Genomic DNA, 19,556 nt, shown 5'->3' on the forward strand with positions numbered 1-19,556 from the left:
CGGACGGGGAGCGGCCGACGACCCCCCGATATGGGCTGCCCACGCGGGGAATCCGCCGCGTAGGCTGAGCGGCATGGCAGGATCGGCCGTCGAACTCCGTCCCATCCTGACCGCCGATCTCGCGCCGGTCGGCACCTTCCTCCATGAGCACCTCAACCGGAACGTCTCGGCAGAGGCCTGGGCGAGCATCGTCGCGCCTCCGTGGGACGACTCGGCCCCCAATCACGGGTTCCAGCTCGTGGGCGACGAGGGCGTCGTCGGCGTCTATGCCGCCGTGTACTCGCTGCGGGACCTCGGTGGCGAGCAGGTGCGGGTCTGCAACCTGGCGGCGTTCTGCGTGCTGGAGGACCACCGCGTGCACGGCCTCAGGCTCGTGCGCGCGCTCCTCTCGCAGAAGGGCTACGAGTTCACCGACCTCTCCCCCAGCGGGAACGTGGTCGCGCTGAACGAACGCCTCGGATTCAGGCGACTGGACACCAGCACGAAGCTGGTGCCGAACCTGCCGTGGGTCCCGCGGCGCGGAACCCGCGTCACGAGCGATCCGGAGGCGATCGACCGCATGCTCCGCGGGAGGGACGCCGAGATCTACCGCGACCATCGGCGCGCGCCCGCGGCCCACCACTTGCTCGTGACGCACGCCGATGCGCACGGGTACCTCATGTTCCGGCGGGATGCCAGGAAGGGGATCCGCACGTTCGCCTCGCCGTTGTACGCGGGCGGGGACTCCGGATGTCTCGAAGCCGCCTGGGCGAGCGTCGCCGCCCACCTGCTTCGTCAGGGGCTCGTCGCGACCCTGGCCGAACGACGGGTCCTCGGGTTCGCACCGCGCCTCGGAATGGATCTCGCGCGACCACGGCCGAAGATGTTCCGCGGCAGCCGGCTCGAAGCCGACACCGTCGACTACCTGTACAGCGAACTGACCCTCGTCCCCTGGTAGCCGGTGCGCAGGGCGGCGGCCGGAGCAGCATCACGCGGCGGCGAGCTTCGCGTCGACGAATTCGGTCAGGCTGCCCACCGTCTCGAAGAGCTCGGCCCCGAACTCGTCGTCGTCGACGGTGATGTCGAACCGCTGCTCGAGCGCGGCCACGAGCTGCACCACTCCGAACGAGTCCAGCTCCGGCAGCGACCCGAAGAGTGCCGTGTCGGCGTGCAGGTCGTCGGGACGCTGCTGCAGCTCGAGCGTCTCGACCAGCACCTCGCGAACCGCGGCGAACGTGTCATCCATGCTTGCTCCTTGTCATCCGGTCAGACGAGGACCTCGACCGGGGCCGGATGCCCCAGGAACGCGGTCGGGCTCGCGGTCAGGCCATACGCTCCCGCCTGGAAGATCACGATGAGATCGTCGATCTCGGCCGGGGGCAGCTCCACGTCGTCGCCGAGCAGGTCGAGCGGCGTGCAGAGGCACCCCACCACGGTGACGCCGTGCCCGGCCGCGGCATCGGCACGGTTGCCGACCGCGAGCGGGTAGTTGCGCCGGATCGCCTGCCCGAAATTCCCGGACGCGGCGAGCTGATGGTGCATCCCGCCGTCGACCACCAGGTAGGTCGTGCCGCGCGACACCTTGCGATCGAGCACCCGGGTGACGTACACGCCGCATTCCCCGACGAGGTAGCGTCCGAGCTCGATCACCGGCGTGGCATCCGGGAGCCGTTCCGCGATGACGCCGTCGACGAGCTCGTGCAGCCCTGCCGCGACCTCGTCGAGGTCGAGTGGGCGGTCCCGATCGACGTACGGGATGCCGAACCCGCCACCGAGGTTCAGATACCGCAACGGCGCCGGCAGATGCGCGGCGAGCTCGGTCGCGAGGTCGACCGTGCGTCGCTGCGCCTCGCTGATGACCGCCGCATTCAGGTTCTGCGAACCGGCGAAGACGTGGAAGCCGATGACGTCCACCCCCGCCGCTGCGAAGTCGCGCAGCACCGCGGGGACCTGCTCGGCGTCGATGCCGAACTGCTGCGGGCCTCCGCCCATCCGCATGCCCGACCCCTTCACGGCGAAGTCCGGATTGACGCGAACGGCGACGGTCGGCACGATGCCGAGCTCATCGCCTGCGGCGACGACGCGGCCGAACTCGGTCGCGGACTCGATCTCCACGATGACTCCGGCGGCGACCGCGCGGCGAATCTCGGCCGAGGTCTTGCCCGGCCCGGCGAAGCTGACCCGGTCCGCCGGGATCGGGGTGTCGAGCGCGGTCAGCATCTCCGATGACGACGCCACGTCGATCCGATCGACCCGATGCGCCAGGTGCTGCACGACCGCGGGCATGGGGTTCGCCTTCATGGCGTAGCTGAGTTCGACCTGCGCCGGAAGCACCGAGCGCAACCGATCGACGCGCTGGTCCAACAGCGCGCGGTCGTAGGCGAAGAACGGAGTGGAGCCGACACGGGCGGCCAGCCTGCTGAGTGGCAGTCCGCCGACCTCGAGCTCGCCGCCGATCGTGCCGAACCCGGCGATGTGCTCGTTCGGATTCATCCGGCCACCTCGGCCCTGATCAGATTGCGGTCGAACTTGCCGTTCGGGGATCGGGGCAGCTCCGCGCGGAGGTCCACCGTGGACGGAACCATGTACAGCGGGAGGACCTGTCGGAGGGCGGCGATGAGCACGGGTGCTCCCCCGTCGAGTCCGGCGCCCGCCGGTGCGGCGACGAGGACGACCCGTTGTCCGAGCACGGCGTCATCGACGCCGAACGCCACCGCGTCGCGAACCAGCCCGGTGGCGTAGGCGGCCTCCTCGATCTCGGTCGGGCTCACCCGATACCCCGAGGTCTTGATCATCTCGTCCTTGCGGCCGACGAAGTACAAGAAGCCCTCCTCATCGGCCACCACTGTATCTCCTGACCACACTGCCATTTCGGGGGCGCGCCAATCGGCGTGGTCCACCGGGCGGAACCGTTCAGCCGTCCGAACCGGGTCGTTCCAGTAGCCGAGTGCGACGAGGGCGCCGCGGTGCACCAGCTCCCCCTCCTCTCCGAGGTTGCTCGGCGTGCCATCGGGCCGCATCACGACGATCTGCGCGTTCGGGACGGCCTTCCCGATCGAGTCGGGGCGACGATCCACTTCCGCCGGGTCGAGGTAGGTCGAACGGAACGCCTCCGTGAGTCCGTACATGAGGTACGGCTTCGCTTCGGTGAAGGTCTCGCGGAGTCGGGCGAGCAACGTCCGCGGCATCCGTCCGCCCGTGTTCGCCCAGTACCGGAGTCGCCGCGCGGCCGCCTCCGGCCACGGGACATCCGCGAGCTGCTGCCAGAGCGGCGGGACGCCGGTCAGGCCGGTGACGCCGTACTGCTCGCACAGCTTCGGGACGTCCCGCGGCAGCAGGTAGTTCATGAGCACGCAGTGGGCGCCGACCGAGAACGCCGTCGTCACCTGGCTCAGACCGGCATCGAAGCTCAGCGGCAGGGCGCCCAGGATGACGTCGTCACTGACGTTGCCCAGGTAGGAGCTCACGCTCTCGGCGCCGGCGATCAGGTTCCGGTGGCTCACGACGACGCCCTTCGGACCACCGGTGCTGCCCGAGGTGTAGAGGATCGCGGCCGGATCGATGTCGATGCAGGCGGATCGGCGGACCTCGCCGCCCGCCTGCTGCCCGTCGCGCCAGCGATGCATCCGGAAGGGCGTGTCCTGGTCGGCCCCATCGTGATCAGCGCCGTCAGCGCCGATCAGGATCACGTGGGCGACCTCGGTGCCCGGCAGGATCGAGGCCAGCTGGGTGAGCCGTTCGGCCGACGTGATGAGCACTCGCGCACCGCTGTCGACGAGGATGTGACCGACCTGCGCCGGCTTGAGCACATGGTTGATCGGCACGAACAGGCCGTCTGCGGCGGAGGCGGCGAAGATCGCGACGACGGTCTCGATCCGCTTCTCGAGGTAGATCGCCACGCGATCGCCGTGCCCGAGGCCGAGGGCCCGCAGTTGCTCGGCGATGGCGCAGACACTCCCCCAAGTCTCGGCGTAGGAGACCGTGCGGTTCCGATAGCTCAGCGCTGGCGCATCGGGAGTGCTGGCGGCCGCGTGCGCCAGCAGGTCGTGGACGGCCGTCCTGACCGGGGTCATCGTGCTCTCCGTTCGACGAGATACCGCCGGAACTCCTCGTGATCGTCGAGGTCGACGTAGCTCCGGCCCTGCTGGTCGGTGGCGTCGGGGGCGTCCCCGGACTCGGGAACGGCCGCGACCGGGCCCCCGAATCCCGTGAGGCTGTCGTAGACGGACACGTACGCCGCCGCCTGCGGGCGCCAATCGAGGACTGCGGCGACGCGGGCGCGCGCCTGCGCTCCGAGTTCTGCGCGCCGATCGGGGTCGTCGATGAGCTCCTCGACCACATCCGCCAGCGCCCCGAGGTCGCCCGACGCGACGTACAGCACCGTGTCGGCACCGGACACTCGTGTCTCCCTGAGGTCGAACGAGACCGCGGGCAGACCGTACGACATGTACTCCATCGTCTTGTTCATCGTGGACAGGTCGTTGAGCGGCGTCTTCAGGTCGGGGCAGATCCCGATGTCGGCACGGCTGAGGTACTCGGCGATGGCGACTCGGTCGACCCTCCCCGTGAAGGTCACGTGACCGTCAAGCCCGAGGGAGACGGCCTGGGCCCTGAGCTGCGCGAGACAGTCGCCGAACCCGAGGAGCGTCGCGGTCACGTTCGCCCGACCGCGCCGATGCACGAGCTCGTCGACCAGCAGCAGTACCTGGTCGACCCCGTCCTGCGGCCCCATGATGCCGAGGTACACCAGGTTGATCCCGTCGAGCGGCCGCGGGTCGTCGGGGTAGATGGGGCGCATCTGCCGGGTGTCCGGCCCGCTGCGGACGACCGTCACGTCCGCCGGGCGCCGGCGCCCCCGCTCGACCGCGATCGCCTTGTACGAGTCGTTCGTCGAGATGACGCGATCCGCCGCACGGAACGTCCGCCGCTCGAGCCAGCGCAGCACTCGGTACTCGAGTCGCTTGAGCCCGCCGCGCGGCGCACCGAAGCGGGAGAGGAAGAGCTCGGGGTTCAGGTCGTGGTGGTCGAAGACGAAGCGCACTCCGAACGGCCGCCACAGCAACGCCAGCAGCCAGTACGTGTCCGGCGGATTGCACGCCTGGATGATGTCGAATCGGCGATTGCGTCGCACTCGAAGCGACAGCCAGGCGGTGCGAACCCAGCTGTAGGCGAACTCCCACGCGAACCCGGCGAGCCCGTCCGCCTCGGGCGCCGGTGCGTACTTGTAGATCTCGACGCCCGCGAGGCGCTGGCGAGCCGGGTCGCCCGGTCCCTTCGGACAGATCACGCTGACCCGGTACCCGCGAGCGACCAGGGCCTGGCACTCCAGCCACACGCGACGATCCAACGGGACCGGCAGGTTCTGCACGATGATCAGGACGTGCGGGGGCGGGGTGGCTGCACCGGTCATCGTCGTCCTTCCTGCTGCGGGGAGGGGATCCGGCTGCCCCGGCCGAACCGGGACAGTGCTTCGACCGCGTCGTCGAAGACGGGGCGGGCGAGCAGTCGCACCAGCACGAGGTCCGCCACCAGCACCGCGAAGCCCACGATGAGGATCCTGACGATCGGGAGGAGTCCGTCGGACAACGCGAGCGCCGCCCATCCGGCTCCGAACCCCACCACGACCGAGGCGACGAGGAAGCCGAACGGACCGGCCGGCGTCCGCGGCGACGCCTCGAGCAGCCTGGCGACCAGGAACCAGCGGCTCACCGTGGCGAGCACGGCGATCACGAGGAAGCCGAGCGCGACGGCCACGAGCCCCCACTGGGCCGTGACCGCCGTCGTGGCGACGGTGCACGCATCGACGACGACGGCGTAGACGAACCACTTGCCGGGCTTGCCGAGTCCGTAGAAGAGGCCGTGATCGAGCGTCGCGCCGACGACGACGATCCCGGCGAGTGCGAGGATCTGGGCGACGGGCGCGCTCTCCGCCCATCCCTTGCCGAAGACGATCGGGATGATCAGCGGCGAGGCCACCGCCACGACCGTGAGCGGAGGGGTCATCAGGGCGTACGTCATGCGAAGGGCGCGCACGTACGCCCGGCGCAGACGCTCGGTGGAGTCGCGGATCTTGGCGAACGCGACCGACGACACCGGCAGGAGCGCCGAGCCGGTCAGGTCCTGGACGATCTGCACGAGCCGCTGCGCGATGTTCAAGTACCCGAGCGCCGCCATGCCGAGCGCGCCCGAGATGATGGCGGTCTCGGCGAACACGCGGCACATGCCGACGAACTCGACGCCGAGCACCTGGCTGCCGAACCGGGCCATGGTCGTGAACTCCGTGCGCGAGAACGCGAACGAGGGCCGCCAGCCGGCCGTCATCCACGCGAGCACGGCGGTCACCGCTGCGGTGCCCAGCACCTGGCCGACCAGGGCCCAGACGCCGAAGCCGGTGAATGCCATGGTCACGGCGACCACCTGGGCGACGAACGCGGCGATCGTCCCCTGCACCGCCAACGCGCGGAACCGCATCGCTCGCCGGAGCAGCGCGATCGGCACCGAGGCGACGGCGACGAGCACCACTGCGAGCGCCATGACCTGCAGCACGGGAACGACCTCGTCGGAACCGAACACGGACCCGAAGACCGGCGCGAGCCCGGCGACCAGGCCGCACAGCAGGAGGCCGGCGATGGTCGAGAACCAGAAGCCGGTGCTCAGCATGCGACGGTCGGCGGTGTCGGCCTGCACGATGTACGCGGAGAACCCCAGATCCGCGAGCAGGTAGAAGAACGGCAGCACGCTCGACGCGGCCGCGACGACACCGAAGTCCTCCGGCGTCAGCAGCCTGGTGAGGATCGCGATCATGACGAACCCGAAGAGCCTGATCACCCACTTCTGGACCGTCAGCCAGAACACGCCCGACGCCGCCTGCCGGCCGACGGACAGCTCTGCGGAGTCGTGCGCCCGGGGTTCGCGCTCTGCGGGCGTCATGATCCGTACACCTCGTCCTCGAGGATCCGCACGACGTCGGCCTGCGCCTTCGTCCAGCCGAACCGGCGAACCGACTCCGACGCGGTCCGCGCTGCCGCATCCCGATCCGTGCGCGCCACGACGTCGCCGAGCGCCGCGGCGATCCCGCGCGGCGTCGGGGTCGCCCACGCGACGTGCCCGTTCACGAGGTCCGCGCGTGAATGCGAGGAGTCGTTCACGACCGGGATCGCGCCCGCCGCCAGCATCTCCTCGGCGACCAGGGAGATGTTCGTGAACGACATCGCGAGCCCGGCGATGCTGCGGTTGTAGAGCTCGTTGAGTTCCGTCGGGGTGAGCCTGCCGTGCTGAGCGGCCGGGAACGACAGCCCGGTGATCTCCGCTCCGTACATGTGGATGTCGATCTCGGGATGGAGCTCGTGGAACTGCTCCAGCGCGAGCCTCGCGAGCCAGTAGCCGCGACGTGGCACGTCTGGGCGCGCGTACACCACCACGCCCGTGCGTTCATGACCGGGGAGCAGTCGATACACCGAGGTGTCGCACCCGAACTCGGTCACGTCCGGAGCGATGCCGACCTCCGATCGGAGGAGCTCGGCCACCATCTCGCCGAGCGCGATGCAGCGGAACCCGAACCGATACGTGTCCTCCGCCAGGGCGTACATCGACCCGCGTGCGTAGAAGAACGGCTCGAAGTCCTGGATGAAGTAGAGACGCCGCATCGGCGCGGTACCGCGTCGGGCGAGCACATGCGCGGTATCCCACGACGAGGCGACGCACGCGTCGACCCCCGCGATCCCGGCGGACGCGTCGTGCACGCCGGCAGCGATGCCCGGCCACCAGCCCCGGATGACGCGCTCGTGCTCGCGGACGTCGCCGCCGTAGCGGTCGTAGAGGAAGAGCTCGCAGCGATGACCGGCGCGCTCGACCGCCTCCACCATCCGGAACAGCGTCGTGTGGCCCCCCGATCCCGCCCGCGGGGGCGTCGTCACCCACCCGATGCGGAGCTGCTGCGATCGCGATGGGCGACGGTCGGGACTCGCCAGGTCCAACTGCGTCGAATCGGCGATGTCGCCATCCAGCAGCGGCTCGTCGAGGCTCGGGTCGTGCAGCCGGTTGAACGCGTGCCGAACCACTCGCTGGGCGAGTGCGCGCGGGCCGCCGTCGCGGAGGATGCCGGCCGCCTTCGCCGCCCTCGCCCCGGTTCGACGAGATGCGTTTCCCCGCGTCTCCTCGGCGCTCATCGCGTGGTCCGCTCGACGACCTGCAGCGTTCCGTCCGGACCGTGTCGATTCCAGGCGAGCGACGCCGACACCCGCCCGCTCGAGAACCGGCCGCCGGTGATCCGGCCGGCCGTCCGCTCCGCCTTGGCTGCGAGTATCCGGCCCTCCATCCGCAGGTCCCCGAGCCATGCGGAGGCGGACCTCGACTCCAGCGCGGCCTCATAGACGTCGGCCAGGCGCAGCGCCATCGTCGACAGCCCGAAGTGCTCCTCTGCGAACTGCCGTGACGTTCGTCCGAGCGCGGCGCGGTACTCCGGGTGGTCGACGAGTTCGCGAATGTGCTCGAGGAGCAGGCCCGCACCGTCGGTCACGCTCTGCGGGCTCCAGAAGTTGTTGTGGAGGATCGCCTCGGTGTCGGGCGGACGGAAGACCGCACTCCAGCCGCGCTCGCCCAGCACGACGAGCGGCTTGCCGAAGGCGAGCCCCCGTGCGGCGGAGCTGCCCATTCCGAGCACGACGTCTGCGGCGTCGTACGCGGGCCGGGGGTCCGACATCGGCCCCGGGAACGCGATCGCGGACCGTCCGAGGCGTTCGTTGACCGCGACGGCACGACCGCGCAGCCGCTCCTCGGCATCACCGGTGCCCACGACGATCAGGTGAATCCGGGGGTCGTTCGCGCGCTCGACGGCGCTGATCGCGTCCTCGATCCCCCGGCTCTTCAGCTCCGTGGCGAGTCGGCTGACGATGACGAGCGCCACCGCGTCGCCGCCCAGTCCCATCCTGCGCCGGAACGAGTCGCGATCAGTGACTCCGGATGCATCGCGCGACGTGTCGACCGGAGGGCTGATGAGGACCGCACCGCCCGGCCGGCCCGCCAACTGGTCCCGCAGATAGCCCGTCCCGATCACCACCGGCACGGAGTGATGCGTCCTCGGGTCGAACGAGTTCTCGTAGATCGTGCGGACCAGCGCGCGTCGTCCGAGCAGTCCCGCCCCCCAATACGCGGCCCGCTCCGAAGAGCTGAACGCGTGCACGAGGTCGGCCTCCCAGCGATCGGCGAGTCGCGAGATCGCGCGCGCATGGGCCATGAGCGGCGCCGGTCGCCGATACACCTCGATCTGCACCCCGTACTCGCGCCCGACGTCCAGCAACGAGGGCCCCTCGACGGGAAGGGTGTCCTCCGGGCCGACCAGGAGGCTGTCGTAGCCGTGCGCCGCCACTCCGGCGGAGAGCTGCACGGCGTTGATCTGCGCCCCGCCGAGCTCGAGGTTGTCGAGCTGCACGAGGACACGGGGTCGGGCGTTCATGGCCGTCGCGCCATCGCGGGACGAGGGGTGGCGATCCGGCTGAGCGCGGCGACCACGGTCTCCTGCTGCGCTGCCGTGAGGTGCGGGAACATCGGCAGCGAGAGGATCTGCGCAGCAGCCGCTTCCGCCACTGGGAACTCGCCCTCGCGGTACCCGAGACCGGCGTACGCGGCCGTGAGGTGCAAGGGCGTGGGGTAATGGACGCCGACCCCGACGCCCGAGGCGCCGAGCTCGGCGAAGACGCGGTCCCGTTCGTCGACGCGCACGACATAGAGGTGCCAGACATCGTCGTTTCCCGGTCGGACCGCCGGCGCACGCACACCCGACACGTCGGCGAGCAGTTCGCCGTAGCGCGCCGCGGCCGCGCGACGCGCGGCATTCCAGGCGTCGAGCCGGCGCAGCTTCGCGCGCAGCAGCGGCGCCTGGACGGCGTCGAGGCGTGAGTTCGCCCCAGCGCGGTCGTGCACGTACTTCACGACGCTGCCGTGCGCCGCGAAATTGCGCACGAAGTCCGCAAGGTCCGGATCGTCCGTCAGCACCGCGCCGGCGTCGCCACCGGCACCGAGGTTCTTGCCCGGATAGAAGCTCGTCGCCGCGGCCCTCCCGAGCGCGCCGGCTCGTCCGAACGCCGACGAGGCGCCCTGCGATTGCGCAGCATCCTCGACGATGGCGAGGCCGTGGCGCTCGGCGATGGGATGCAGCGCCTCGACGGGTGCGGTCTGCCCGTACAGGTGCACGGGAATGATCGCACGCGTCCGCGGGGTGATCGCCGCCTCCACGGCGGACGGGTCGATGAGCAGGTGGTCGTCGTCGACATCGACGAACACCGGCGTCGCGCCGATCCGCGACGCCGCCTCGGCCGTGGCGATGAACGTGTTGACGGGAATGACCACTTCGTCGCCCGGCCCGATGCCCACGGCGCGCAGCGCCAGCTCGACGGCGTCCGTTCCGTTGCCGACGCCGATGCAGTGCTCGACGCCGATGTAGTCGGCGTAGTCGCGCTCGAACGCGGCGACCTCGGGACCACCGATGAACGACGCGGATTCGAACTGGGCACGCCACACCGGCAGCACCTCGTCGGCGACCTCGAACTGCTGCGCCGCGAGATCGAGGAACGGCACGCTCGTGCTCGGGACGATGCTCATGCCAGGCCTCCCAGTCGCCGTGCCGGCACGCCGGCCCAGGTCTCCTCGTCGGGCACATCGGCGAGCACGACCGCGCCCATGCCGACGGTCGCACCCGCCCCGACGGCACGGCCCGGCAGCACCGATGCGTTCATGCCGAGGTACGCTCCCCGACCGATGCGAACCCGGCCCCCGAGCGACACGCCCGCTGCCAGGGTCGCGAAATCATCGACGCGGCAGTCGTGGGTGACGGTGACTCCCGGCATGACGACGACGTGCCCGCCGAGCACGGCGTCGGCGGTGATCGTCACGTTCGCGAGCAGGATGGACCCTGCGCCGATCACGCAGCCTCCGGGATTGCGCACCGACGGGTCGGTCAGGGTGGCGTAGCGGGCCGAATCGACTCCGGCGCGAGACATCCGCTCGACGATCTCAGCACGCACGAGGCCCGAGCCGATGCAGACGAGCACGTCGGCATCGGGATATCGGACGACGTCGTCGACACCGCCGAGCACGGGTACGCCGCCGATCGTGCTGGCGAGCCCGGCGTGGCGGTCGTCGAGCACGCCGACGATCTCCCGTCCGGCTTCGCGCAGCACGGGCACGACCTCACGGGAGAGGCCGCTCGACCCGATGAGCACCAGGCTCCTCACGGTCGGGAGCGTCCTGCCTCGAGCACGACGGCCGTGACGCGCTCGAGTTCGTCATCGGTCATCTGGTGGAAGAGCGGCAGCACGATCGTGCCGTCGGTGAGGCGTTCGGTGACGGGCAGCGCTGCATCGCCGGTGTCGCGGTCGGCGTAGGCGGGCTGCCGGTGCGCCGCCATGATGCCGCGCCGTGCAGAGACGCCCGCCTCGGCGAGCGCGACCAGCAGGCCCTCCCGATCGATCGGGTACTCGGGCAGCACCTCGATCCAGAGCGACTGGAAGTTGCTCGTGCCCCATGAGGGGTCGCCGACGAGTCGCACGCCCGAAGCATCGGCGAGTGCCGAGCGGTACCGCGCCGCGATGGCGCGCCGCCGCTCGACGACCTCGGCGAGCCTGCCGAGCTGCACGAGGCCCACGGCGGCCTGCAGGTCGGTCATGCGGTAGTTGAAGCCGATCTCGCCGTACTCCTCGGGCGGCGAGACGAGACTCGCGTGCCGCTCGGCCGCCGAGAGGCTCATCGAGTGCTCGCGGAGCCGGCGCGCACGCGCGGCCCAGTCGGGACGACTCGTGGTGATCATGCCGCCTTCACCGGTCGTCAGGATCTTGCGGGGGTGGAACGACCATGCGGCGATCTCGGCGCCGGCCCCGACGGGGCGGCCGCGGAACGTCGACCCGGCGCCGCACGCGGCATCCTCGATCACGACGATGCCGAGCGGATCGCACAACGCCCTGATCGAGTCGAGGTCGATCGGAACGCCGCCCTGATCGACGACGATCACCGCGGTCGTCCGCGGAGTCAGGGCGGCTGCGACGGTCTCCGCGGTGAGATCGCCCGTCTCGGCGTCGACATCGGCGAAGACGGGGCGCGCGCCCACGTACGTCGGCGCGTTCGCGGTGGCGATGAACGAGAAGGACGGGACGACGACGTCATCTCCGGGGACGACGCCGGCGACGATGAGCGCGAGGTGCAGCGCGGTCGTGCAGTTCGAGGTCGCGACGGCCTCGGACGCCTGCATCGCGGCGGCGAAGCCGTGCTCGAACTCGGCGACCCTCGGCCCCTGGGCGACCCAGCCGGACTCGATGACGTCGGCGAGCGCGGCGACCTCCTCGGCGCCGAACCACGGCTTCATCACGTTGATGCGCGCGAGCGCTCCGGTGTTCATGCGACTGCCGTCGACCGCCCTGCGGCGATCGCCTCACGCTGCGGTCGCCACCATTCGACGAGCTCGGCGAGCCCCTCCTCCAGCCCGACCTCGGCGACGAAGCCGAGATCTCGGCGCGCCGCCGACGTGTCGGCGAGCCGCCGCACGACTCCGTTCACCGGGCGGTCGGGCCCGTGCTCGACCGCGAGATCGGAACCCATCACGCGCAGCAGCGCCTGCGCGAGCTCGAGCAGGCTCGTCTCGCTGCCGCTCGCGACGTTGTAGACGCCCTCGCGGAGGTCGCTCGCGGCGGCCAGCACGTTCGCCCGGGCGACGTCGCGGGTGAACACGAAGTCCATCGTCTGCAGGCCATCGCCGAAGATGAGCGGCGGCTCGCCGTCGGCGATCCGCTCCATCCAGCGCACGAGCACCTCGGTGTAGAGGCCGTGCACGTCCATGCGCGGTCCGTAGACGTTGAAGTACCGAAGCATCACGTGATCCAGGCCGTACATCGCATGGAAGCTCCGGACCATGCCCTCGTTGAACGACTTCGCGGCACCGTAGAAGGTGTCGTTGTTGTGGTGGTGGTGCCGCTCACCGGTCGGGAACTCCTCGGCCATCCCGTAGACCGACGCGCTCGACGCCGTCACGAGCTTGGCGACCCGATGCTCGGCCGCGGCCTCGAGCACGTTGAAGGTCCCGTCCACCAGCACCTCGAGCGCGAGGCGCGGCTCCTCCGCGCATTGAGTGATGCGGATCGCGGCCTCGTGGAAGACGAGGTCCTTGCCCCGCGTGAGGTCGTGCACCAGATCCCGATCCCGGATGTCTCCATCGACGAGGGTCACGCGCTCCGACGCGATGGCCGGCGCGAGGTTCTCGACGCGGCCGCGCACGAGATTGTCGAGGATCTCGATGCGGTCGACACCTGCGTCGAGGAGCTGGTCGACGAGCGTCGACCCGATCGTGCCGGCACCGCCCGTGACGAGTACGGTCGCACCCTGCAACTGCGTCATGCGGGTTCTCCCGCCAGCTGCACCGACCGCGCTCCGTCGAGTGCCGCCGGCACCACGGGGTCCGCAAGGGCGACGACCTTCCCACCGCCGTCGAGGCTCTCGGATGCCGCCTCGAGCACACGCAGCACCCTGAGCCCCGAGCCGCCGTCGGTGCGCGCGGTGCGCCGTTCGCGAATCGAGTCCGCGAACTCCGACACCATCGAGGCGAGTGCCTCGCGTTCCTGGAGTGCCGGAGACCAGGTGTCGCCGAGTCGGTACGAGACGGTCACGGCGCTCCGGTCGGCCTCGTCGATCGCCTGCTGGCCGAGGTCGACGCCCCGGTCGAAGACGCTCACGCGCTGCTGGGGATTGAGATCGTCCCAGACGAGGGTGCGCTTCGAGCCGCCGATGATCATCTGCCTGATCTTCGTCGGGCTCAGCCAATTGACGTGGACGTGGGCGACCGCACCGCCGTGGAGCGGCAGCGAGAGGTATCCGATGCAGCTCTTGCCCGCCTTGAGCGGGTCGGCGCCGTGCGCGGCCACCGACACCGGGTGCAATCCGCCGGGGAGGATGAAGTCGATGATCGACAGGTCGTGCGGTGCGAGATCCCAGAACACGTCGACGTCGGGCTGGATCAGACCGAGGTTGATGCGGACCGAGTCGACGAAGAGGATCTCGCCGAGCTCGCCCGCCCGGATCAGTTCGCGGATCTTCAGGACGGCGGGCGCGTAGCAGTAGGTGTGGTCGGTCATGAGCACGACGTCGGCCTCGGCAGCGGCGCGGATCATCTCGACCGCCTTCTCGGTGCCGTCGGCGATCGGCTTCTCGACGACCACGTGCTTGCCCGCCCGGATGGCGGCCGTCGCGATCGCGAAATGGGTCCTGGCGGGGGTGGCGATCGCGATCGCGTCGAGCTCCGGATCTGCGAGCAGCTCCTCGAGATCGCCCGCCCCGCGCACGTCCCGGAACTGCGACGCGAGCGCGGCCGCGCGGTCGACATCGAGATCGCAGATCGCGACGAGGTTCCAGTCGGGGCTCAGGTTGAAGTTGCGAGCCAGATTCGGCCCCCAGTAGCCGGCTCCGACTACTGCGACCGAAAGAGGGTAGGACATGGGCGTCCTCCTTGCAGGGCGGATGCGCCGCACCATTCGGGGTTCGGGTTCTCACTGGTGCACCGCGTCGTCGGAGTGCCGATGCACCACGGCGACGCGGTTGCTCTCCGAGAGTCGCATACGGCCCAGTGGCCGACAATCCCCCAGTGCGGGGGCGGGGGCGAGCCGCGCTCCGACGGGTCGGGCGGGCCTCTGAAACGCCGGGCGTGCCGCCGAGAACCGGGCCGTGACCTCTGAAGTGGGGGGCGCGTCGGGCAGTGATCTGCGGTAGGTGTGTACCGAGGGCCGCTGCCCGCGTGGGCGACCCGAGCCACCAAGGGTGAGGATACCCAACCGTGAATGCAGTCCACGATCGAGTCGAGACTGGTGCGAACCCGGGTTCGCAGACCGCTCGGCGTCGCCTTCTCGGCCTCGCGGCCGTCGTCGCACTGACCGCCGCGCTCGGCATCACGACCTCCGCGACGAGCGCCGACGCGGCCGCCTGTGCCAACCCGATCGCCTGCGAGAACGCGCTCCCCGGCACCGACCCATCCGTCTGGCAGATCGACGGTGCCGGCGATGACTCGATCCAGGGATTCGCCACCGACATCAGCGTGAACGTCGGCAGCACCGTCGACTTCAAGATCGACACGAACGCGCGCGCCTACACGATCGACATCTACCGCACGGGCTGGTATCAGGGCCTCGGAGCGCGCAAGATCACCAGCGTCGCACCGAAGGTGACGCTCCCCCAGAGCCAGCCCCAGTGCATCACGGATGTCAGCACCGAACTCTACGACTGCGGCAACTGGCGCGTCTCCGCCTCATGGGCGGTGCCGTCGACCGCCGTGTCGGGCGTGTACGTCGCGCTGCTCACCCGTGCCGACACGGGCGGTCAGAGCCACATCACGTTCATCGTGCGCGATTCCGCGAGCACCGCCGCGGTCATGTTCCAGACCTCCGACCCGACCTGGCACGCGTACAACCTGTACGGCGGATCGGACTTCTACGCGGGCGCGGCGAACGGTCGCGCCTACAAGCTGAGCTACAACCGGCCGTTCTCGACGAGGGACGGCGTGACGTCCCGCGACTTCTACTTCTCGGCCGAGTTCGCGATGGTCCGCTTCCTCGAACGAAACGGATACGACGTCACCTACGCGAGCGGGGTCGACACCGCGCGCAACGGGGCGGCGTTGCTGAAGCACGAGGTGTTCCTCTCCGTCGGGCACGACGAGTACTGGTCGGGCGCGCAGCGGGCGAACATCCAGGCGGCACGGGACGCGGGCGTCGACATCCAGTTCCTCGGCGGCAACGTCGGGTACTGGCGCACCCGGTACGAGCCCTCGGCCGATGCCTCAGCCTCGCCCTATCGCACCCTCGTGAGCTACAAGGAGACGTGGTCCAACGGGAAGGTCGACCCCTCGCCCGAGTGGACCGGAACCTGGCGCGACCCCCGGTTCGCGACGACGGCGAACGGCGGGAACCTCCCGGAGAACCAGCTCCTCGGCACGATGTACATGTCGAACCACTCCGATCTGCCCGTCACCGTGTCCGCCCAGGAGGGGAAGACACGGCTCTGGCGCAATACCGTGCTCGCGACCAAACCGGCGGGGAGCACGACACAGCTGGCCGCCCACACCGTGGGTTACGAGTCCGACGAGGACATCGACAACGGTCGGCGGCCACCGGGCCTGATCCGTCTCTCGACGACGACCGGCGCTGTTCCGGAGTACCTCCAGGACTTCGGCAATCGCGTCGCGCCCGGTACCACCGAACACCACGTGACCCTGTACCGCGCGAAGAGCGGTGCACTGGTGTTCTCCTCGGGAAGCATCCAGTGGACCTGGGGACTCGACCAGGGGCACGACGGAGACGGCGCCGCCGCCGACCCCAGGATGCAGCAGGCCGAGGTCAACCTGCTCGCGGACATGGGCGCGTTCCCGGCCTCGCTGCAGTCGGGCCTCGTGGCTGCGACGCGGAGCACCGACACGGTCGCCCCGACGCTGACGATCAGCTCACCGGCGACAGGGACCCAGGTCGCGAACGGGTCGATGGTCACCCTCACCGGCACGGCGAGCGACACGGGCGGCGTGGTCGCCGGAGTCGAGGTCTCGACCGACGGCGGCGCGTCGTGGCACCCCGCCACCGGCCTCACGAACTGGAGCTACTCGTTCGCGCTGCACGGCATGGGCGAGGTCTCCGTGCTCGCCCGTGCCATCGACGACAGCGCCAACTTCCCCGCCGCCGGCACCGAGGTGAAACTGCGGGTCACCGGCCCCTACTCCGCGTTCGGCGCCGAGACGCCCGTCGTGCCCGATGCAGGTGACGGATCACCGGTCGAACTCGGGCTGCGGTTCACCGCCATGGTCGGCGGGTTCGTCCAGGGCGTCAGGTTCTACAAGAGCAGGGCCAACACCGGCACCCACACCGGTTCGCTGTGGGCGCCCAACGGGACGCTGCTGGCGACGGGGACGTTCACGGGAGAGAGCGCGGAGGGGTGGCAGGTGCTCCGCTTCGCCACACCGGTCGAAGTGAGCGCCGGAACGACCTACACCGCGTCCTACTGGGCTCCGAACGGCCACTACGCCGCGGTGCCGCACGCATTCACCGCGAGCGGTCTCGAGCGGGATCCGTTCCTGCTGCCCGGCGGGCTCGGCGCTCAGCCGGCAGGAGTGTTCGGCATCCAGGGCTGGATGCCTGCAGAGTCCTGGGACGCCTCGAACTACTACGTCGACGTCCTCTTCGACACGAACGACACCTCCCCGGTCACTGCCGTCTCGCGCTGGCCGATGCCCGGTTCGTCCAGTGTCGCCACGAACACGACGATCTCGGCCACGCTGTCGAAGCCGGTGACCAGTTACGAGGTCCGCGTCGCCGACGAGCTGGGGTCGGTCGTGGCAGGTGCGACCGTCTACGACGCGGCGACCCGGACGCTCACCTTCACCCCGACCAACCGGCTCGCCGGCTTCGTGAACTACACCGTGCAGGTGACCGCCACCACCGCGACCGGGCTCCCGCTCGGAGCAGGGGCGACCTGGACCTTCCGCACGGCGAAGCCCGATCCCGTGCCCGGCGCCTGCCCGTGCGGCCTCTTCACCGACTCGACGGTCCCGGGCGTCCTCGACAATCCGGAGCAGGTGAGCCTCGTGCTCGGCACCGCGTTCAAGACGGCTGTCAACGGCAAGGTGACCGGAGTGTCGTTCTATAAGGGAGCGGGCAACACGGGAACGCACACGGGGAGCCTGTGGACGGCATCGGGCACGCTGCTGGCGACCGGGACGTTCACCGCGGAGACGACGAGCGGTTGGCAGACGCTGACGTTCGCCACCCCCGTCGCCGTCACCGCGGGCACGGAGTACATCGCGGCGTACCGCGCTCCGGCCGGCCACTACTCGGCCACGATCGGCGCGCTGGCGTCGCCGCTCAGCGTGGGCCCGCTCTCGACGACCGCCGGGGCCGGGGCCTACAGCTACGGCGGCGACTTCCCCTCGAGCCGCAGCACGTCGAGCTACCTCGTCGACGTGGTCTTCGATCCGGCCCCCACGGCGCTGGCCGTCGTCTCGACGACTCCCGCCGAGAATGCGACGGATGTCACGGTCGGTTCCACGATCTCGGTCGCGTTCAACGCGAAGATCGCCGACGGCTCCTCGCTCACCGCCAGTGCGGCGGGCACGTCGATCACCGGAACGACCACGTTGTCCGCGGACCGGAAGCTCCTCACCTTCGACCCGGCCGCGGACTTCGCTCCGGGTGCCACCGTCACCGTCTCGCTCAAGAACGTGACCGCATTCGACGGCCCCGGTTCGCTCGCCGATCGGACCTGGAGCTTCCAGGTCACGGCGCCGGTCCCCCCTGACGTGTTCCGCCTCTTCAGCGATCGGACGCCCGAGGTCCCCGCGGCGAACGACCCGTCCTCCGTCGAACTCGGGGTCGCGTTCACGTCGACGACGAACGGCGAGGTCACCGGCATCCGCTTCTACAAGGGCGCGGGCAACACCGGGACGCACACGGGATCGCTGTGGGACGCGGCGACCGGGCAACGCCTCGCGACCGTGACGTTCGCGGCGGAATCGCCGAGCGGATGGCAGCAGGCCTCGTTCGCGACGCCGGTGGCGATCCAGCCCGGACGCGAGTACGTCGCGTCGTACCTGGCACCGAACGGGAACTACGCGTACACGTCGAACGACTTCGCCGTCGCCCAGGTGAAGGGCCCGCTCACCGCGGTCGCCGAGCTCAACGGCCGGTACCGGTACGGGGCCGGTGCCGAGATCCCGGCCTTCAGCTGGAATCGCACGAACTACTTCGTCGACGTCGTGTTCCGCGATCTGCCCGATCCCCCGAAGCCGGCCCTGCTCGTGAGTTCCGTGCCTGCGAGCGGTGCCGCCCTCGTCGATCCCCTGACCGTCGTCCGTGCGGTGCTCGGCGGCGACCTGCTCGGCGGTACGCCGCAGATCGCGCTGAGCGGACCCGGCGGCGCCGTCCCCGGTGTCTCCGCGTGGGACGCCGGAGCCTCCACGGTGCGATTCACACCCACGAGCCCGCTGCCGGCGTCGACCAAGTTCACGGCGACGGTGACGGTCGCCGGCGGGACCGGCAACGGCAGCGTCGGCGGCGGCACCTGGTCGTTCACGACGGCCTCGGCCGTGACCGGCCCCGTGTTCTTCGCCGGTCAGACGCCGTCGAACACCTCGTGGGACGACGCCACCAGCGTGCAGCTCGGCGTGCGGTTCACCACCTCCGCCCCGGTGCGGGTGTCGGCCATCCGGTTCTACAAGGCACCGGGCGATGCCGCCACCCATCAGGTGTTCCTCTGGGGCGCCAACACCGTGACCCCGCTCGCGACCGCGACCAGCACGACGGAGACCGCCTCGGGCTGGCAGACCGTCCAGTTCCCCACCTCGGTCGTGCTCGATCCGGGCGTGGAGTACCGCGCGACGTACCTCACCACCCGTGGTCGCTATGCAGCGGATCTGGGCGCACTCGCCGCATCCGTCGTGCGCGGCTCGCTGGCGACGCTTCCGAACGGCGGGGTCTACACCTACGCCGGTACGAGCTACCCGGGCCAGATCTCCGCCCACAACCTCTGGGCGGACATCGTCGTCAGCGGCTGAGGCTCCGACACCG

Annotated in this window: 14 protein-coding genes; 2 read left to right on the top strand and 12 right to left on the bottom strand. The window is 70.3% G+C overall.

Translation table 11 applies throughout. The features are described 5' to 3' along the window. Positions 1–73: 73 nt before the first annotated feature. Positions 74–937 (top strand): hypothetical protein, encoded by an 864-nt coding sequence (locus tag ACFCVM_RS07175; protein ID WP_375835393.1) that lies wholly within the window; start codon positions 74–76, stop codon positions 935–937. Positions 938–967: 30 nt separating this feature from the next. Here ACFCVM_RS07175 and ACFCVM_RS07180 read toward each other — a convergent pair whose 3' ends face one another. Genes ACFCVM_RS07180 through ACFCVM_RS07235 form a run of 12 tightly spaced genes read right to left on the bottom strand, consistent with a single transcriptional unit; the run spans position 968 to position 14,453 of the window. Further along, on the bottom strand, positions 968–1,225 hold the full coding sequence (locus ACFCVM_RS07180) for an acyl carrier protein (RefSeq protein WP_375835394.1): 258 nt from the start codon (positions 1,223–1,225) through the stop codon (positions 968–970). Positions 1,226–1,245: 20 nt separating this feature from the next. Beyond that, a complete protein-coding gene (locus ACFCVM_RS07185; protein ID WP_375835395.1) occupies positions 1,246–2,472 on the bottom strand; it encodes a pyridoxal-dependent decarboxylase, exosortase A system-associated in 1,227 nt (408 codons plus the stop codon). Further along, the gene (locus tag ACFCVM_RS07190; protein WP_375835396.1) at positions 2,469–4,052 is read right to left on the bottom strand and encodes an acyl-CoA ligase (AMP-forming), exosortase A system-associated; all 1,584 of its coding nucleotides are present in this window, start codon (positions 4,050–4,052) and stop codon (positions 2,469–2,471) included. Before ACFCVM_RS07190 ends, ACFCVM_RS07185 begins: the two co-directional genes overlap by 4 nt. Further along, positions 4,049–5,389 (bottom strand): glycosyltransferase family 4 protein, encoded by a 1,341-nt coding sequence (locus ACFCVM_RS07195; RefSeq protein WP_375835397.1) that lies wholly within the window; start codon positions 5,387–5,389, stop codon positions 4,049–4,051. Before ACFCVM_RS07195 ends, ACFCVM_RS07190 begins: the two co-directional genes overlap by 4 nt. Continuing rightward, positions 5,386–6,909 carry a lipopolysaccharide biosynthesis protein gene (locus tag ACFCVM_RS07200; protein WP_375835398.1) on the bottom strand — a complete coding sequence of 508 codons (1,524 nt, stop codon included), beginning with the start codon at positions 6,907–6,909 and terminating at the stop codon, positions 5,386–5,388. The genes ACFCVM_RS07195 and ACFCVM_RS07200 overlap by 4 nt, the downstream gene beginning before the upstream one ends. Continuing rightward, positions 6,906–8,147 (bottom strand): glycosyltransferase family 1 protein, encoded by a 1,242-nt coding sequence (locus tag ACFCVM_RS07205; RefSeq protein WP_375835400.1) that lies wholly within the window; start codon positions 8,145–8,147, stop codon positions 6,906–6,908. The genes ACFCVM_RS07200 and ACFCVM_RS07205 overlap by 4 nt, the downstream gene beginning before the upstream one ends. Beyond that, positions 8,144–9,433: a glycosyltransferase family 4 protein gene (locus ACFCVM_RS07210; protein ID WP_375835402.1), complete on the bottom strand. Its 1,290-nt coding sequence runs from the start codon at positions 9,431–9,433 to the stop codon at positions 8,144–8,146. Before ACFCVM_RS07210 ends, ACFCVM_RS07205 begins: the two co-directional genes overlap by 4 nt. After that, positions 9,430–10,578, bottom strand: coding sequence for a DegT/DnrJ/EryC1/StrS family aminotransferase (locus ACFCVM_RS07215; RefSeq protein WP_375835403.1), 1,149 nt, complete (start codon positions 10,576–10,578; stop codon positions 9,430–9,432). Before ACFCVM_RS07215 ends, ACFCVM_RS07210 begins: the two co-directional genes overlap by 4 nt. Next, positions 10,575–11,210: an acetyltransferase gene (locus tag ACFCVM_RS07220; RefSeq protein ID WP_375835404.1), complete on the bottom strand. Its 636-nt coding sequence runs from the start codon at positions 11,208–11,210 to the stop codon at positions 10,575–10,577. The genes ACFCVM_RS07215 and ACFCVM_RS07220 overlap by 4 nt, the downstream gene beginning before the upstream one ends. Then, a complete protein-coding gene (locus tag ACFCVM_RS07225; RefSeq protein WP_375835406.1) occupies positions 11,207–12,367 on the bottom strand; it encodes a DegT/DnrJ/EryC1/StrS family aminotransferase in 1,161 nt (386 codons plus the stop codon). The genes ACFCVM_RS07220 and ACFCVM_RS07225 overlap by 4 nt, the downstream gene beginning before the upstream one ends. Beyond that, positions 12,364–13,359, bottom strand: coding sequence for an NAD-dependent epimerase/dehydratase family protein (locus tag ACFCVM_RS07230; protein WP_375835408.1), 996 nt, complete (start codon positions 13,357–13,359; stop codon positions 12,364–12,366). The genes ACFCVM_RS07225 and ACFCVM_RS07230 overlap by 4 nt, the downstream gene beginning before the upstream one ends. Beyond that, entirely contained in the window at positions 13,356–14,453 is a 1,098-nt protein-coding gene (locus ACFCVM_RS07235; RefSeq protein ID WP_375835410.1) for a Gfo/Idh/MocA family protein, read from the bottom strand. The genes ACFCVM_RS07230 and ACFCVM_RS07235 overlap by 4 nt, the downstream gene beginning before the upstream one ends. A 335-nt stretch (positions 14,454–14,788) precedes the next feature. On the opposite strand from ACFCVM_RS07235, the gene ACFCVM_RS07240 reads away from it, so the two are divergent. After that, entirely contained in the window at positions 14,789–19,543 is a 4,755-nt protein-coding gene (locus ACFCVM_RS07240) for a DUF4082 domain-containing protein (RefSeq protein WP_375835411.1), read from the top strand. Positions 19,544–19,556: the final 13 nt, after the last annotated feature.

This window comes from Agromyces sp. NPDC056389, from assembly GCF_042262385.1.
In the GTDB taxonomy this organism is placed as follows: Bacteria; Actinomycetota; Actinomycetes; order Actinomycetales; family Microbacteriaceae; genus Agromyces.

Bases quoted from the DNA above. Each gene is read 5' to 3' on its own strand.
- ACFCVM_RS07235 (WP_375835410.1), bottom strand. From the start codon at position 14,453: ATGTCCTACCCTCTTTCGGTCGCAGTAGTCGGAGCCGGCTACTGGGGG.
- ACFCVM_RS07230 (WP_375835408.1), bottom strand. From the start codon at position 13,359: ATGACGCAGTTGCAGGGTGCGACCGTACTCGTCACGGGCGGTGCCGGC.
- ACFCVM_RS07195 (WP_375835397.1), bottom strand. From the start codon at position 5,389: ATGACCGGTGCAGCCACCCCGCCCCCGCACGTCCTGATCATCGTGCAG.
- ACFCVM_RS07205 (WP_375835400.1), bottom strand. From the start codon at position 8,147: ATGAGCGCCGAGGAGACGCGGGGAAACGCATCTCGTCGAACCGGGGCG.
- ACFCVM_RS07215 (WP_375835403.1), bottom strand. From the start codon at position 10,578: ATGAGCATCGTCCCGAGCACGAGCGTGCCGTTCCTCGATCTCGCGGCG.
- ACFCVM_RS07175 (WP_375835393.1), top strand. From the start codon at position 74: ATGGCAGGATCGGCCGTCGAACTCCGTCCCATCCTGACCGCCGATCTC.
- ACFCVM_RS07200 (WP_375835398.1), bottom strand. From the start codon at position 6,909: ATGACGCCCGCAGAGCGCGAACCCCGGGCGCACGACTCCGCAGAGCTG.
- ACFCVM_RS07210 (WP_375835402.1), bottom strand. From the start codon at position 9,433: ATGAACGCCCGACCCCGTGTCCTCGTGCAGCTCGACAACCTCGAGCTC.
- ACFCVM_RS07190 (WP_375835396.1), bottom strand. From the start codon at position 4,052: ATGACCCCGGTCAGGACGGCCGTCCACGACCTGCTGGCGCACGCGGCC.
- ACFCVM_RS07185 (WP_375835395.1), bottom strand. From the start codon at position 2,472: ATGAATCCGAACGAGCACATCGCCGGGTTCGGCACGATCGGCGGCGAG.
- ACFCVM_RS07225 (WP_375835406.1), bottom strand. From the start codon at position 12,367: ATGAACACCGGAGCGCTCGCGCGCATCAACGTGATGAAGCCGTGGTTC.
- ACFCVM_RS07180 (WP_375835394.1), bottom strand. From the start codon at position 1,225: ATGGATGACACGTTCGCCGCGGTTCGCGAGGTGCTGGTCGAGACGCTC.